The sequence below is a fragment of the Shewanella livingstonensis genome (genome assembly GCF_003855395.1).
In the GTDB taxonomy this organism is placed as follows: domain Bacteria; phylum Pseudomonadota; class Gammaproteobacteria; order Enterobacterales; family Shewanellaceae; genus Shewanella; species Shewanella livingstonensis.
Window position 1 is genome coordinate 3,904,768 of record NZ_CP034015.1, and the last position, 14,283, is coordinate 3,919,050.

Genomic DNA, 14,283 nt, shown 5'->3' on the forward strand with positions numbered 1-14,283 from the left:
TAATAACAATCTTTTGATTGTTAGTAGTATTGGAAAAACTTTGCATGACAGCACATATTTATTCACTTCTATTGATCTAAATCACAAATAAACTATCACAAGTTAGTAAATTTTCTATAGACTACCCCCCTTATATACTAAGTCATATGGGCAACCACATCCTCCGTGAAAGCACGCCGTCAAACTCAAAAATTATTGTTCGCTATTTTTGCCTGGTGTGTAGCAATGGCTTCTTTTGTTTTTTTTCGCTACTCACAATCATCGCAACTACCTGAATGGGCCGTTGGCAATGCTGATCTAGCAACACTTGCAGTAATGATGGGGATTGTATTTGGCAGTTTGCATTGGATGTCGAATCTGATTGCGGATTTTAGTGCCATCAGCCGCTTGCCTTATTTGTTTTCTGTGGTGTTTAAAGGATTATTTCTGTTACTCGGGGCAACGACCTTGGCGTACGTAACACAATTTTTAAACATGTGGGCTATTGAGAATCACATGGTGACCTTAAGACAAATGCTCACTGTGCAGATTATTTACAGTCCATCATTTCAAGCGTTAGTGGTTTATCTCGTTGTAGTGCGGGTCAGTTTAGCTTTTATTGAACAAATGTCACTGCTAGTTGGTCCCAAAGTATTACTCAATATTGGCCTTGGCAAATATCACAAACCACGTTATGAGCAACAATTGTTCTTATTTATAGATATGGTGTCATCTACAGCTCATGCCGAAACCCTAGGTGATTACCGCTTTAGTCGTTTAATTCAAGACAGCTTTAGTATGCTGGCAGATACAGTAACCGACAATGAAGCAGAAATTTATCGTTATATGGGTGATGCAGTGCTAATCCACTGGCCGTTAGAACAAGGCATTAAACAAGATCGTTGTATGAATATTTATTTTGAATTTTGCCAGCAACTTCAATGGCAAAGACAATACTTTGAGCAGCAATATGGGTTTGTGCCTAAATTCAAAGCCGCAGCACATTGTGGCCAAGTTGTAGCAGCGGTTGTCGGCGTACATAAACAAGAAATTAGTTTCTTTAGTGATGTATTGAATACTTTGGCACGATTGCAAGACCAATGTAACCCGCTGGGTCAAAGAATGTTGTTATCAGGAGATGTCGTCCATAGGCTTGAGCAACAAAACAGTCAGTATGATCTCACTAGCTTAGGCCCTATTATGCTTAAAGGTAAAAAGTTACCGACTGAGGTCTACGGTGTTGCCCCAATAAAACTACCCCATCACTAGCGTAAATCAGTTTATATCAAATCGCGATAATCAACATTAATCACACTGACAAGAGTTGTGCTAACAGGATGATATTGATTAGCAAAAAAATTATAATAGATTGGTTTTTGGATTGGTTTTTGGAGTCGTTTCACCGATGACGGACCTGACCTCATTATAGCCTTTATTTCGTTGATCTGCTGCCAATAAAAAAACCTCTTCCCCCTACTAACATAGGGTAATTGACTGACCACCGAAGTTCTATTAACGCGTCTAGACAACTTAAATAATAACAGGAATGCTAATAACAAAAATGACAAGTATTCATACCTGTCATTTTGCTGATATCTGACATTAACCTATCAATGACTTCTCACTGAAACTAGCTAGGTAATGATTGAGCTAATAGTTTTTGTTGAATAGCTAAACCCAAAGTTCTAAATGTTGAAATCCGACTGGTCGTTTGTCGCCAAACTAAACCAATATCACGATAAGGAGCTTCACCGGGAGGGTCCATAGCAACCAGATCGGTATCGCTTAGAATACCCGTATCGATGGCCATTTGCGGTAAAAACGTGGTGCCAAGTTTACTGTTTACCATTTGTACCAAAGTATGCAAACTGGTGGCTGCAAATGGATTAATTTTGGCGCTATCTCCCAGTTGGCACGCTGTTATCGCGTGTCCAGTAATACAATGCTCTGCTTGCAGTAAAAAGATACTTTCATCGGGCATTTTTTGATAGTCAATCGGTTGTAGAAATTGTTGTGATACCTCTTTATGCATCACCATTTTAAATGGATCAATACCGACTTTCATGCTGTGAAAACCACTGGTGTCGACAGGCAAAGCTAATATCAATAAATCTAATTCGCCTTTTGCTAATGCATCTAGTAATCGTTCTGTGGTGTCTTCTTTTAATAACAAGCTGAGTTTAGGGTAGTCTTGCTGACATAACTTCACCACTCTGCTGAGTAAAAAAGGCGCAATAGTCGGAATACAACCTAAACGGATCTCTCCAGTCATCGGTTCGCCTTGGTTTTTAACCAATTCAACTAAATCATCAACATTGGTTAAAATACTCCGAGCACGTTCAACCACTTCTTCACCGATTGCAGTAAACATGAACGATTTATGGTCACGTTCAATTAACTGATAACCCAGTTGCTCTTCAAGATTCTGGATACCACTAGATAAAGTTGACTGACTAACAAAACACGTCTTGGCGGCACGGTTAAAATTTTGCTCTTGATGTAAATGAACCAAGTAATAAAGGTTCTTAAGGCTGGGAAGATTTTTCATATAAACGATTGCCCTTATCTATGTTAATTCAAATAGTGAATTAAATTAGTCCAAATAACAAGACAGTGATGTGCAATGTTGAACAAACACCCATAAAAAATGCCTCATTCATATGAGGCATTTCAACAAACCGATTGAAGACACTAACGAATAGGTATTAATCTAAAAGGATTATCCGACCTATTCTATTTGCAATTACACTTTCGCTTCTAGGTAGACTTTCAGTTGTTGTAAATCTTGCGCGGCATGCTCAACGATTTCGGCAAGCCAAATCATATGTCCGCTGTCCCATTTAGCCTCTTCACCATGTTGTAATAGTTGTGAAAATTGCTGAATACGTTTAAGGCCAACAGATCCTGCTGCACCTTTAAATTTATGAGCTTCTGCACATAGCGTTTCTTTATCATTTGCATCGCCAGCTTTCACTAGGCTACTGACATATTCAGGCATTAGTTGCTCGAATAACACTACGCTTTTCAATAACGTTCCAGCACCGATGGCACTGATATATTGCTCAAGCGTATTGAGATCCAATATTGAGTCTAACTGCGTTGTGGCCATAAAGGACCCCTGTATCAAAAATATAACGCTATAAAATTATAAATATGATACCGAGTAAAATACCCTATGCAAGGCTTGCTAATATTTAGCCGCTATTTATCCATAAAAAGTTACATTTTATCAACATAACTACTCAGCTGGTATTACCAATGTTTAAAAATACCTCATATTGGTCCTATTTTACTCACAGGCTAGTTGGTAATAGTTATCACTCTCATGCATCTCCGCAAAACTATGCTTCACCTCAGTCATATTCAGTCGGTTCACGATCAATTTATCGATATCAATCCCATTAAGCCGTTTTCTGTTGGCTAAACATTAACGCACTGCCTTGGCCACCAAAATCACGTAACTCATTAACAATCGCAACCAGACCATCCCAGCGAAAAGCACACCAATCAGGGGCGAGTAACATGGGTTTTTTAGCATAAGCCGTTACGCGATGAAAGATAATCTCTTTTGGAGTATGGCGGATCAGTTTTGCTACCTCTGAAGCATACTCGTCAAGGCTCATCAATGGCATAGGCTGGTAACGCCATTGTTTAGCCATAATACTGCCTTCAACAATATGTAAAGGATGTAACTTAAGCCCATCAACACCAATGCCCAATACAGTTTGTAAACTATTAAAGTAATCTACGGACGTTTCGCCTGGGAGGCCTAATATCAAATGAGTGCACACTTTAATGCCTCTTTCACGGGCATTTTTTACTGTCTGGCGGTATTCGCATAATTGGTGGCCACGATTAATCCGCTTTAAAGTATGATTATTGGCCGTTTGCAGTCCAAGCTCAAGCCACACCTCAATCCCACGCTGTTGATACTCAACCAACAAATCAAGTACTTCATTCGGAACACAGTCAGGGCGAGTACCAATGTGCAGTCCAACAATATCGGTATCTTCTAGCGCTTGATCGTACTTTTTCTTGAGTACTTTATATTCATCATAAGTACTGGTGTAAGCTTGAAAATAAGCAATATACTTTGCCGCTGATGTTGAAGTTATATTCACAGAAGTGGTACATTTTATTGCTGATTGAGCGCGTACTTTGCCTTGAGTTAATTGCTGCGCAATCGGTTGTTCGCTGTTTTGCTCACCACTAAATGAAGCCACATTACAAAAAGTGCATCCGCCAACACCCAATGTGCCATCACGATTAGGACAAGTGAATTGAGCATCAATAGTTAATTTTTTTACTCTTTGTCCATATAGTCGTTTGCAATGTACACCAAACGTATTAACGTAATCATCTAAACCCACAATTTACTCTCATCATAATCACAAAGTTTGTCAGTGTAGTTAGCCGATAAACATCTGTCTTGGTGCTAAATCAATAAAGCGGCTATCTAATAAACTTGACGGTAAACTTGTGCACGAGTTCAAAACAGTGTAAAAAAATTAAAGCAATTTACACATTACCTACAATGAATACTTAGTCATTTAGAATAATTTTTTACCCAAAAACTGTATTTAAAATAAAATTCATTATTTTTATTTCAAAAACAATTTATCGAGTTTGTTACCAAAAAGTAATCAGTTGTTTGAATTTTTTCTAAAATTCTTTTTATTCATAACGTTATAGACGACATCTCACAGTTTACGTTAACGTAAACTTAGAGCCTTTTTAGTTTTTTTTAGTAATAATATTTCAGTTTGTTGCATTTTTTTGGTTTGACCTTTATGCATTCTCAGTTTAATTTGAATGGTTCGGGTGCATATCTATGGATATTCTTCAAATTTACCCCGAGTCGTATCTAGTAGAGGTTTAGGGGGTTTTTTGTATGAGCTTGTATCATCCCAGTTTTGAGCGTGACAATTGCGGATTTGGTTTGATTGCACAAATGGACGGGGACGCAAGTCACCGCATTGTGCGTACCGCGATTCATGGTCTCGATCGAATGAAGCATCGTGGTGGTATTGCAGCTGACGGACGCACAGGTGATGGCTGTGGTTTATTAATGCAAATGCCTACAGATTTTTTTGAAGCTATTGCGGCAGAGAACGATTGGCATTTAAGCCGAAAGTTTGCCGTAGGAATGCTGTTTCTCAGTCAAGATGAACAACGTGCTGATGAAGCTAAGTTTATTTTAGAAAAAGAACTACAACGAGAAACATTAAGTGTCGCTGGCTGGCGTAAAGTACCAATTAACCCAGATGTTCTGGGAGAAATTGGGCGTAAAAGCTTGCCACAAATTTATCAAGTATTGATTAATGCACCAGTGGGATGGCGCGAAAAAGATCTTGAGCGTCGTTTGTATATGGCGCGTCGTCGTCTTGAACAACAAATTACCGATGACAAAGATTTCTATGTCGCCAGTCTTTCTGGCCAGGTTATTGTCTATAAAGGCTTAATGATGCCAGCTGATCTGCCATCATTTTATAGCGACTTAGCAGACATACGTTTAAAAAGTGCTATTTGTTTATTTCACCAGCGCTTTTCAACTAACACATCACCAAAATGGCCATTAGCACAACCGTTCCGCTATTTAGCCCATAACGGTGAAATCAATACCATTACGGGTAACCGCCAATGGGCGCGTGCACGTGCCTATAAATTTAATTCCCCCTTGCTGCCTGACTTACAACAAGCCGCACCGTTTGTGAATGAAACAGGTTCAGATTCTTCATCATTAGATAACATGCTCGAAATGCTATTATCAGGTGGAATGGATTTATACCGAGCAATGCGCTTGCTTATTCCACCAGCGTGGCAATCAAATCCTGAAATGGATGACGAGTTAAAAGCTTTTTATGATTTTAACTCAATGCACATGGAGCCGTGGGACGGCCCTGCTGGCATTGTAATGACCAATGGCCGCCATGCTGCATGTGCAGTTGATCGCAATGGCCTACGCCCTTCTCGTTACGTTATAACCAAGGATCGCATCCTTACCTTAGCCTCTGAAGTCGGTATTTGGGATTATGCCGCCGATGAAGTGATTGAAAAAGGTCGAGTGGGGCCAGGTGAGTTATTAGTACTCGATACCTTAAATGGTCGTTTGTATCATTCTTTTGAAATTGACAACGACTTGAAACGCCGCCATCCATACAAAGAATGGATGGCTAAAAACAGTCAAACCTTGATCCCAGCAGAACAAATGGCCCCAGACAAACAGGGTTCGAGTGGCTTTGATAGCAAAATACTGCTGCAATATCAGAAACAATTTGGTTTTACTCGTGAAGAGTTAGAGCAAGTTGTTTGGGTACTTGCCAGCAAAGGTGAAGAAGCTATTGGCTCAATGGGTGATGACACGCCTATGGCAGTATTGTCGAAAAAGTCACGTTCTTTATATGACTATTTCCGTCAAAAGTTTGCTCAGGTGACCAATCCACCGATTGATCCGTTGCGTGAAAAACACGTTATGTCGCTAGCGACCTGTGTTGGACGTGAGCAAAATTTATTCAGTGAAACCACTGGTAATGCTTATCGAGTGATGTTTAATTCACCGATTTTATTGTTCAGTGATTTTAATCAATTACTCGGTTTAGATAGCACCAACTATCGCGCTAACACTGTTGATTTAAACTATGATGCTCACGAAAGTCTAGAGCAGGCTATTCGCCGTATAACCGACGAAGCCGAGCGTTTAGCACGCAGTGGCACAACATTATTAGTCTTATCTGATCGTGCTATAGCTAAAAATGCTCAAGTGATCCCTGCCGCAATGGCTGTGGGTTCAGTGCAGAGGCGTTTAGTTGATAAAAGCTTACGCTGCGACACCAACATTATTGTTGAAACCGCATCAGCACGCGATCCGCATCATTTTGCTGTATTGATAGGCTTTGGTGCGACAGCTATTTACCCTTATCTTGCCTATGAATCTATTGCTGCAATGGCCAAACTGCATCACGTTGAAAATGTGACCTCATTATTGCTTAACTTCCGTTATGGCATTGAAAAGGGTTTACGTAAAATCATGTCTAAAATGGGCATCAGTACTGTGGGCTCATATCGTTGCAGCCAACAGTTTGAAGCTGTCGGTTTAGCCAGTGATGTGATTGAATTATGCTTTAAAGGTGTGATTAGTCGTATTGAAGGGGTCAGCTTTAACCATATTGCCGATGACCAAAAAGTACTCCATACCGCAGCATATCGTGCTCATGTGCCGTTACCGCAAGGTGGTTTACTTAAATATGTTGAAGGTGGTGAGTACCACGCCTTTAACCCAGATGTGGTCAACACACTTCAAGCATCACTTAAAGATAAAAACTATGCTGAATATAAAAAGTTTACTCACTTAGTTGATGATCGCCCTGTAGCAACACTGCGCGACTTAATTGGCATTAAAGGCCAACTTGAAGCTGTTGAACTAGACGCCGTTGAAGGCGCTGAGACTCTGTATTCACGCTTTGACAGTGCCGCCATGAGTATTGGGGCGTTAAGCCCTGAAGCGCATGAAGCATTAGCGGTTGCGATGAATCGTCTTGGTGGACGCTCAAACTCAGGTGAAGGCGGAGAAGACGCGCGTCGTTTTAATAGCGAACGTAACTCAGCGATTAAACAAATTGCATCTGGTCGATTTGGCGTTACCGCTCACTATCTCGTTAACGCTGATGTACTGCAAATTAAAGTAGCACAAGGCGCTAAGCCCGGTGAAGGTGGGCAATTACCTGGCCATAAAGTCAGTGTTGAAATCGCCGGACTGCGTCATGCTCGTCCTGGTGTGACATTAATTTCACCGCCGCCGCACCACGATATTTACTCAATTGAAGATTTAGCCCAGCTAATTTTCGATTTAAAACAAATTAATCCAAAAGCCTTGGTGTCGGTCAAGCTAGTATCAGAACCCGGTGTTGGAACCATTGCAACGGGTGTCGCCAAAGCCTATGCAGATATGATCACCATATCTGGTTACGACGGCGGAACTGGCGCAAGTCCTATATCCTCGGTTAAGTATGCCGGTTCTCCCTGGGAACTTGGCTTAGCAGAAGTGCATCAGTCGCTAGTAGAGAATGGCTTACGTCATAAAATTCGCCTGCAGGTTGATGGCGGTTTAAAAACCGGTACAGACGTGATTAAAGCGGCGCTATTAGGCGCAGAAAGTTTTGGTTTTGGTACTGTACCTATGATTGCACTAGGGTGTAAATATTTACGTATTTGTCATCTTAATAACTGCGCAACGGGTGTGGCAACACAAGATAAAAACTTACGTGAAAACCATTACCACGGCTTACCAGAACGTGTCATGACCTACTTTGAGTTTGTGGCTCAAGAAGTGCGTGAATGGATGGCGGCATTAGGTGTAAACCAATTCGAAGATTTGGTTGGTCGCAGTGATTGGCTATATGCACTCGAAGGACAAACTGACAAGCAACGTGGTTTAGATTTAGCGCCGATTTTATATAAGCCTAAAGTTCAGCCCAACTCATCATTGACGTGGAAAGAAACCAATCCACCATCTGATGTGGGCCAGTTAAACCAAACACTCTTAGCTGATTGTCGCCAGGCAGTTGATAGCGGTGAACCGTTTTCTGGTCAATATCAAATCAATAATACCGACCGTTCAGTAGGCGCGGCATTATCAGGTTTTATCGCCACAACCGTCGGCGTTGCTGGTGCTAAGCAGCCATTAACACTTAGTTTTAATGGTAGTGCAGGTCAGAGTTTTGGCGTATGGAACAGCCCTGGCCTTGAGCTTAAGCTATGCGGCGATGCCAATGACTATGTTGGCAAAGGCATGTCTGGCGGTAAGATAGTGATTCACCCTCCTATTGGTAGTCCGTTCCAAAGTGAACGCAGTGCCATTATGGGCAACACTTGTTTATATGGTGCAACGGGCGGTAAATTATTTGCTGCTGGTCAAGCGGGTGAACGTTTTGCTGTACGTAACTCTGGCGCTATTGCGGTTGTAGAAGGCAGTGGTGACAATTGTTGTGAATACATGACTAGCGGTATCGTGGTTATTTTAGGTAAAACAGGAGTCAACTTCGGCGCGGGCATGACCGGCGGATTTGCTTATGTATTCGACCAGTTTGGGCGCTTTAATCGCCGAGTTAACACCGAAATGGTTGATACTCATAAACTAGAATCAAAAATTCACCAGCAACATTTAAAAGGCCTGATTGAAACTCACTATGCTGAAACAGGCAGTGAACACGCCTTTATGATTTTAAGTGATTTTGAAAACTGGCTGGATTGTTTCGTATTAGTTAAACCAAAGAATATTGCCGTTGCTGACCTGTTGAACATTGAGCAGAAGAGTCCGGAATTAGTAGTAAAGGCAGGGTAATTATTATGAGCAATGACTTTCAATTTATAGAAGTGGGTCGAGTAGATCCTATTAAACATGAAGCCAAAAAACGTGCTACACAGTTTATTGAAATTTATCAGCCTTTTACACAGCCTGAAGTAACGCAACAAGCCGATCGTTGTCTCGACTGTGGCAATCCTTATTGCGAATGGAAATGTCCACTGCATAACTACATTCCAAACTGGTTGAAACTGGCAGAAGAAGGTCGGATTATGGAAGCGGCAGACTTGGTGCATGAAACCAATACCTTGCCAGAAATTTGTGGCCGAGTGTGCCCACAAGATCGTTTGTGTGAAGGTGCCTGTACGTTAAATAATGACTTTGGTGCAGTCACCATTGGTAGTGTTGAAAAATACATTACCGATACCGCGATATCACAAGGTTGGCGCCCAAACTTAGCCGATGTAACACCACGCAAAGAACGAGTTGCTATTATTGGCGCTGGTCCTGCAGGCCTAGGCTGTGCAGATATCTTGGCTCGTAATGGCGTGCAAGCGGTAGTGTATGATAAATATCCACAAATTGGTGGCTTACTCACTTATGGTATTCCATCTTTTAAGTTAGATAAAGATGTAATGGCGACCCGTCGCTCTGTACTTGAAGGCATGGGCATTCAATTTAAAATGGGTGTCACTGTTGGTAAAGATATCAGCTTTCAAAGCTTGTTAGACGAATATGATTCGGTATTCCTTGGCATGGGTACCTACACCGCCATGAAAGCGAAACTGCCTAACGAAGACGCTGAAGGGGTTATTCAAGCTCTGCCATACCTTATCGGTAATACTCATCATATTATGGGTACTCAAGACGAGGCGACACCCTATCTAAGCCTAGAAGGTAAAGATGTGGTGGTATTAGGCGGCGGTGATACTGCAATGGATTGCTTACGAACAGCGATACGCCAAGGTGCTAAAAGCGTTACTTGTGCTTATCGTCGTGACGAAGCCAACATGCCGGGTTCACGTCGTGAGGTACAAAATGCCAAAGAGGAAGGGGTTAATTTCTTATTTAATCGTCAACCTGTGGCCATTAAAGCTGAAAATGGCCAAGTGATCGGGATTGAATGCGTTGAAACTAAAATGGGCGAAGCTGATGCCAGTGGACGTCAACGCGCTGAAATCATTGCTGGTAGTGAGCAAGTACTGGCAACCGATGCGCTGATTATAGCCTTTGGTTTCCAGGCTAGTCCTGCTGCTTGGTTTAGTGATTTTGGTATCGAAACCAACGAATGGGGATTAGTTAAAGCCAAGAAAACCGACGACAATCCATTCCAAACCACTAACCCAAAAGTGTTTGCTGGTGGGGATATGGTACGAGGTTCTGATTTGGTAGTGACTGCAATAGCAGAAGGTCGAGACGCTGCATTAGGTATTTTAAACTACTTAGACTAACAGCTAGCCATAATAAAGCTAAAAGCAGGCTAAAGGTAAGTAAACCTTTAGCCTGCCTATAGTCTAATAATAAAAGCTGGAATACCGAGTTTGCTTGTGAATTTTCGCGTATCTTTTGATGCGCATTTTTTATCTTTTTTCGCACGATGAGTCACAATCAAAAACCACTACTAAGATTCTCTTTTGGTCACGGCTTTTTAGTTGAACTCACTAAAAAATAACTGAAAATATTATCTTTTAATTGTGGATGCTCATCTGAAAACTTCACCCCAATATTCAATACACCTTCAATGTTTTGAACTTTAACCATGCTACCCGTTAAAATCCCTGAAAGATCAGTGTTAATCGAGATAGCCACATGTATCTCTTCGCCTTGTTCAATATTCACCGTTTTGGCGTCTACCGTAAGCAAACAACCAGTAGAAGAAAAGTCGAGCATTTTTGCACTGATTTTATTGTCGTTGTGCATAATAAACACTTCTTGCTCGATATTAACTCGCAACTGATCTCTGACTTTTTTCTTAATGATGGTTTTAGGCACGCTAATGCACAGCATTCTAATAGGTTGATTAACCACAGAGAATATGGTCGATTTAAAGGCAATGATGTCTTTAAAACCACTATTAGTCATCGCTCTTACCACAATTTCAGCATTAGCTAACATATGTTGATAAGCCTCAGAAAAACCTTTGTTGGGATACTCAATCAAGATAAAACGGCCAATTTGGTAACCAATCATGCTCGAACGTGATTGCACTGTTTTACCATTGGCAAAACGAATTTCAACAAACAACTCCATGCCGATATCAATCAAACGAAGGTCACCATAAAGTGCAGCGTTTGCTGGCGTTGTCATTATTTACCTGCCATCGTACAACTTGTCATACTAAACCTCTGTTTCATCAAAATATCTAATCAAAAAACAATCGTAACGACTAGCGTTAGCTTGAGAGCGACTTAAATCTTGTTAATCTCATTTAATCTCAACTTGAGACAATAAATGAATGACGGTCAGAATACTTATAAGCCTGTCATCGTAAATGTATTATTCGTTTTGCTAGCTAAGCGCCATTAGCTCTCTATTGTAAGTCAATGCGTACAGCAGGACAAAGGGCTATTTACTCACCGTTTATTATCACTAAATGAGGTTAGTTATACCAAATAATGATAATTAATACTGTATATCAATAAGCCATAAAACTAATTGTTTCACCTACTACAGGTAAAAACATAACATTATGTTTTAAATTAAAATAATAATAAAAATATCATTATAACCTCACATTTTGTTCACTGTAATCCACCAATAACCACGCAAATCAGTTGTATAACACTTATCGCCCGACCTAACACCGTTTCAGAGTGATTGATAAGCCGCCAACAAGAAAGTAGAATGCTAATCATTATCATTTGTTTGATTTGGTTTATAGCATAATTACCTCATTCCTATTAAGGCAATACCTTGAATACTTTCTTAAGCAGCTTCACGTTATGGCGACAACAGCTCAGATCTTCTGTCTTCAATCGATGCCTATTGATTATCATTAGCTCGGTTTTTTCAACGTCTTTATGGGCACAGAGCCCGACACTTATATTAAAAGAAGTATCACAAAAGACATCACCAGATCTTTTAAAACAAACACGACAAATTCTCCAATTAGCGGAATACATTGGTGTGGATTACTCAGAAGCCGTGACAGCTGGCAATATTTCTAATCCGGATGAATTTGCTGAAATGCAGCAATTTGCTAGCATCATTATCGAAAAAACTAACCTGCTCGCCAATGATGTGCCAAATTCATTAACGGCCGATGCATTACAATTACAGCAAGCCATTGCTGACAAATCATCATTGGATGTTATTCAGGGGCTTAGCCAAAAAATACGCAAGCAGTTATTAAGCCAGTCTCCAGCATTAGTGCTACCGACACAGCTTTTACCTAAAGAGAATGTAAAACAGCTGTTTATCGAAAATTGTTCTACCTGTCATGGTGATTTAGGCCAAGGCGATGGACCACTGGCCAAATCACTGTCACCAGAGCCAACCAACTTTACTGACCAAGAACGGGCGTTAAATCGATCGTTACTGGGACTTTATGATGCTATATCTGATGGTTTAGATGGCAGTGCGATGCGAGCCTTTAGTGAGTTAAATGATCAACAACGTTGGTCATTGGCGTTTTATGTTGGCAGCCTAGCATTTGAACCATCGGCAGCAACATTAGAACATATCAAATATGATGCTAATATTGAATTACAACAATGGGTCAATAGCAACCCAACACAATTACTTCAGCAAAATGTCGATATTAATCGTAGCCAATTAGAACGATTACGCTCACAACCTGAGTTACTGTTTCAGCATGCACAGTCACCTATTTCAACCGCGCGCACCAACTTACAAGCTGCTGTAGATGCTTACCACGCCAATGAGTTAACGCAAGCACAAACCTTGGCGGTAAGTGCTTACTTAGATGGTTTTGAGTTAATTGAAAATACCTTAGATGCTCATGACAGTAGTTTGCGTAAATCTATCGAGGGCCAACTGCTTAATTTTAGAAACTTACTCAAAACCGAAGGTCAAACCACACTAGTCAATCAAGAGTTTGCCAGCATACTGGCACAGCTTAATCAGGCTGAGACAGTATTAACCGGCCAATCATTGTCAAATAACGCGATGTTTTCGGCAGCATTAATTATTCTATTGCGCGAAGGCTTAGAAGCACTATTGGTGATCATTGCCTTAATGACAGTGTTAATTAAAACTGAACGCCAAGATGCGATTAAATTTGTTCACTTTGGTTGGATATCAGCACTCGCCGCTGGCGTATTAACCTGGTGGGCAGCAGATAATCTAATTAGCATCAGCGGAGCATCAAGGGAATTAATGGAAGGCGGCGCGGCACTATTAGCTGCGTTAGTATTGTTTTATGTTGGTTATTGGATGCACAGTAAAACCCAAGGCTCTAAATGGCAAAGTTACATTAAAAATAATGTCGACCGTCATTTAAATACCGGCACTTTATGGGGGCTCACTGGACTTGCGTTTATTTCGGTGTATCGCGAAGTATTTGAAACTATCTTGTTCTATCAGTCGCTATTGACCCAAGCCATTGGCTCCACCAGCAGTAATGAACAGGTGAGTTACTTAATTTATGGTTTGTTAGCCGGCATCGCCATTTTAGCGGTTATTGCGTGGTTAATGATGCGCTATTCAGTTAAGTTACCATTAGCTCGCTTCTTTTCCGTCAGCTCTTACTTCATGCTGGTGTTAGCCTTTGTTCTGGCAGGAAAAGGCATTTCAGCATTGCAAGAGGCGGCGGTAATCAACCTGACGCCTTTCCCATTTGATGTGTCTATTAGCTGGTTAGGTATTGCATCTACATGGCAAGGCTTAAGTACACAAATGGTCATTGTGGTGTTATTTAGTCTACTGGTTATCCGTAATCGTGACGTAAAGTAATACTCACTAATGGAATTATTGTTAGAATTTGATTAGTGCTTGGTTTTATTGTTTAACATTAGGCGCTCAATAAAAAAGGCCGACTAAAT

General features: G+C 40.8%; 8 protein-coding genes. 4 read left to right on the plus strand and 4 right to left on the minus strand.

The features are described from left to right. The first annotated feature begins 225 nt into the window (after nucleotides 1-225). Complete coding sequence (locus tag EGC82_RS16915; protein ID WP_244212478.1) at nucleotides 226-1,248, plus strand: adenylate/guanylate cyclase domain-containing protein; 1,023 nt, start codon at nucleotides 226-228, stop codon at nucleotides 1,246-1,248. Nucleotides 1,249-1,609: 361 nt separating this feature from the next. Here EGC82_RS16915 and oxyR read toward each other — a convergent pair whose 3' ends face one another. The 3 genes from oxyR to mnmL all read right to left on the minus strand — a co-directional run bounded on the left by oxyR (nucleotide 1,610) and on the right by mnmL (nucleotide 4,349). Next, the gene (gene oxyR / locus EGC82_RS16920) at nucleotides 1,610-2,527 is read right to left on the minus strand and encodes a hydrogen peroxide-inducible genes transcriptional activator OxyR (RefSeq protein WP_124731794.1); all 918 of its coding nucleotides are present in this window, start codon (nucleotides 2,525-2,527) and stop codon (nucleotides 1,610-1,612) included. Between the two features lie 195 nt (nucleotides 2,528-2,722). Continuing rightward, nucleotides 2,723-3,088: an Hpt domain-containing protein gene (locus tag EGC82_RS16925; protein WP_124731795.1), complete on the minus strand. Its 366-nt coding sequence runs from the start codon at nucleotides 3,086-3,088 to the stop codon at nucleotides 2,723-2,725. A 292-nt stretch (nucleotides 3,089-3,380) separates the two neighbouring features. After that, nucleotides 3,381-4,349 (minus strand): tRNA modification radical SAM protein MnmL/YtqA, encoded by a 969-nt coding sequence (gene mnmL / locus EGC82_RS16930; RefSeq protein ID WP_124731796.1) that lies wholly within the window; start codon nucleotides 4,347-4,349, stop codon nucleotides 3,381-3,383. A gap of 521 nt (nucleotides 4,350-4,870) precedes the next feature. Here mnmL and gltB point away from each other — a divergent pair. Together gltB and EGC82_RS16940 are read left to right on the plus strand one after the other, a co-directional pair. Next, nucleotides 4,871-9,319: a glutamate synthase large subunit gene (gltB, locus tag EGC82_RS16935; RefSeq protein ID WP_124731797.1), complete on the plus strand. Its 4,449-nt coding sequence runs from the start codon at nucleotides 4,871-4,873 to the stop codon at nucleotides 9,317-9,319. 5 nt (nucleotides 9,320-9,324) lie between these two features. After that, on the plus strand, nucleotides 9,325-10,731 hold the full coding sequence (locus EGC82_RS16940; protein ID WP_124731798.1) for an FAD-dependent oxidoreductase: 1,407 nt from the start codon (nucleotides 9,325-9,327) through the stop codon (nucleotides 10,729-10,731). A gap of 187 nt (nucleotides 10,732-10,918) precedes the next feature. Here EGC82_RS16940 and EGC82_RS16945 read toward each other — a convergent pair whose 3' ends face one another. After that, nucleotides 10,919-11,587 (minus strand): flagellar brake domain-containing protein, encoded by a 669-nt coding sequence (locus tag EGC82_RS16945; RefSeq protein WP_124731799.1) that lies wholly within the window; start codon nucleotides 11,585-11,587, stop codon nucleotides 10,919-10,921. 678 nt (nucleotides 11,588-12,265) lie between these two features. Between EGC82_RS16945 and EGC82_RS16950 the strand changes: the two genes are divergently transcribed. Beyond that, complete coding sequence (locus EGC82_RS16950) at nucleotides 12,266-14,194, plus strand: cytochrome c/FTR1 family iron permease (RefSeq protein ID WP_244212479.1); 1,929 nt, start codon at nucleotides 12,266-12,268, stop codon at nucleotides 14,192-14,194. The last annotated feature ends 89 nt before the right edge of the window (nucleotides 14,195-14,283 follow it).

What these genes read in the sequence shown, in the direction of transcription:
- EGC82_RS16915 (WP_244212478.1), top strand. Translation starts at nt 226, where the DNA reads ATGGCTTCTTTTGTTTTTTTTCGCTACTCACAATCATCGCAACTACCT.
- oxyR (WP_124731794.1), bottom strand. Translation starts at nt 2,527, where the DNA reads ATGAAAAATCTTCCCAGCCTTAAGAACCTTTATTACTTGGTTCATTTA.
- EGC82_RS16925 (WP_124731795.1), bottom strand. Translation starts at nt 3,088, where the DNA reads ATGGCCACAACGCAGTTAGACTCAATATTGGATCTCAATACGCTTGAG.
- gltB (WP_124731797.1), top strand. Translation starts at nt 4,871, where the DNA reads ATGAGCTTGTATCATCCCAGTTTTGAGCGTGACAATTGCGGATTTGGT.
- EGC82_RS16940 (WP_124731798.1), top strand. Translation starts at nt 9,325, where the DNA reads ATGAGCAATGACTTTCAATTTATAGAAGTGGGTCGAGTAGATCCTATT.
- EGC82_RS16945 (WP_124731799.1), bottom strand. Translation starts at nt 11,587, where the DNA reads ATGACAACGCCAGCAAACGCTGCACTTTATGGTGACCTTCGTTTGATT.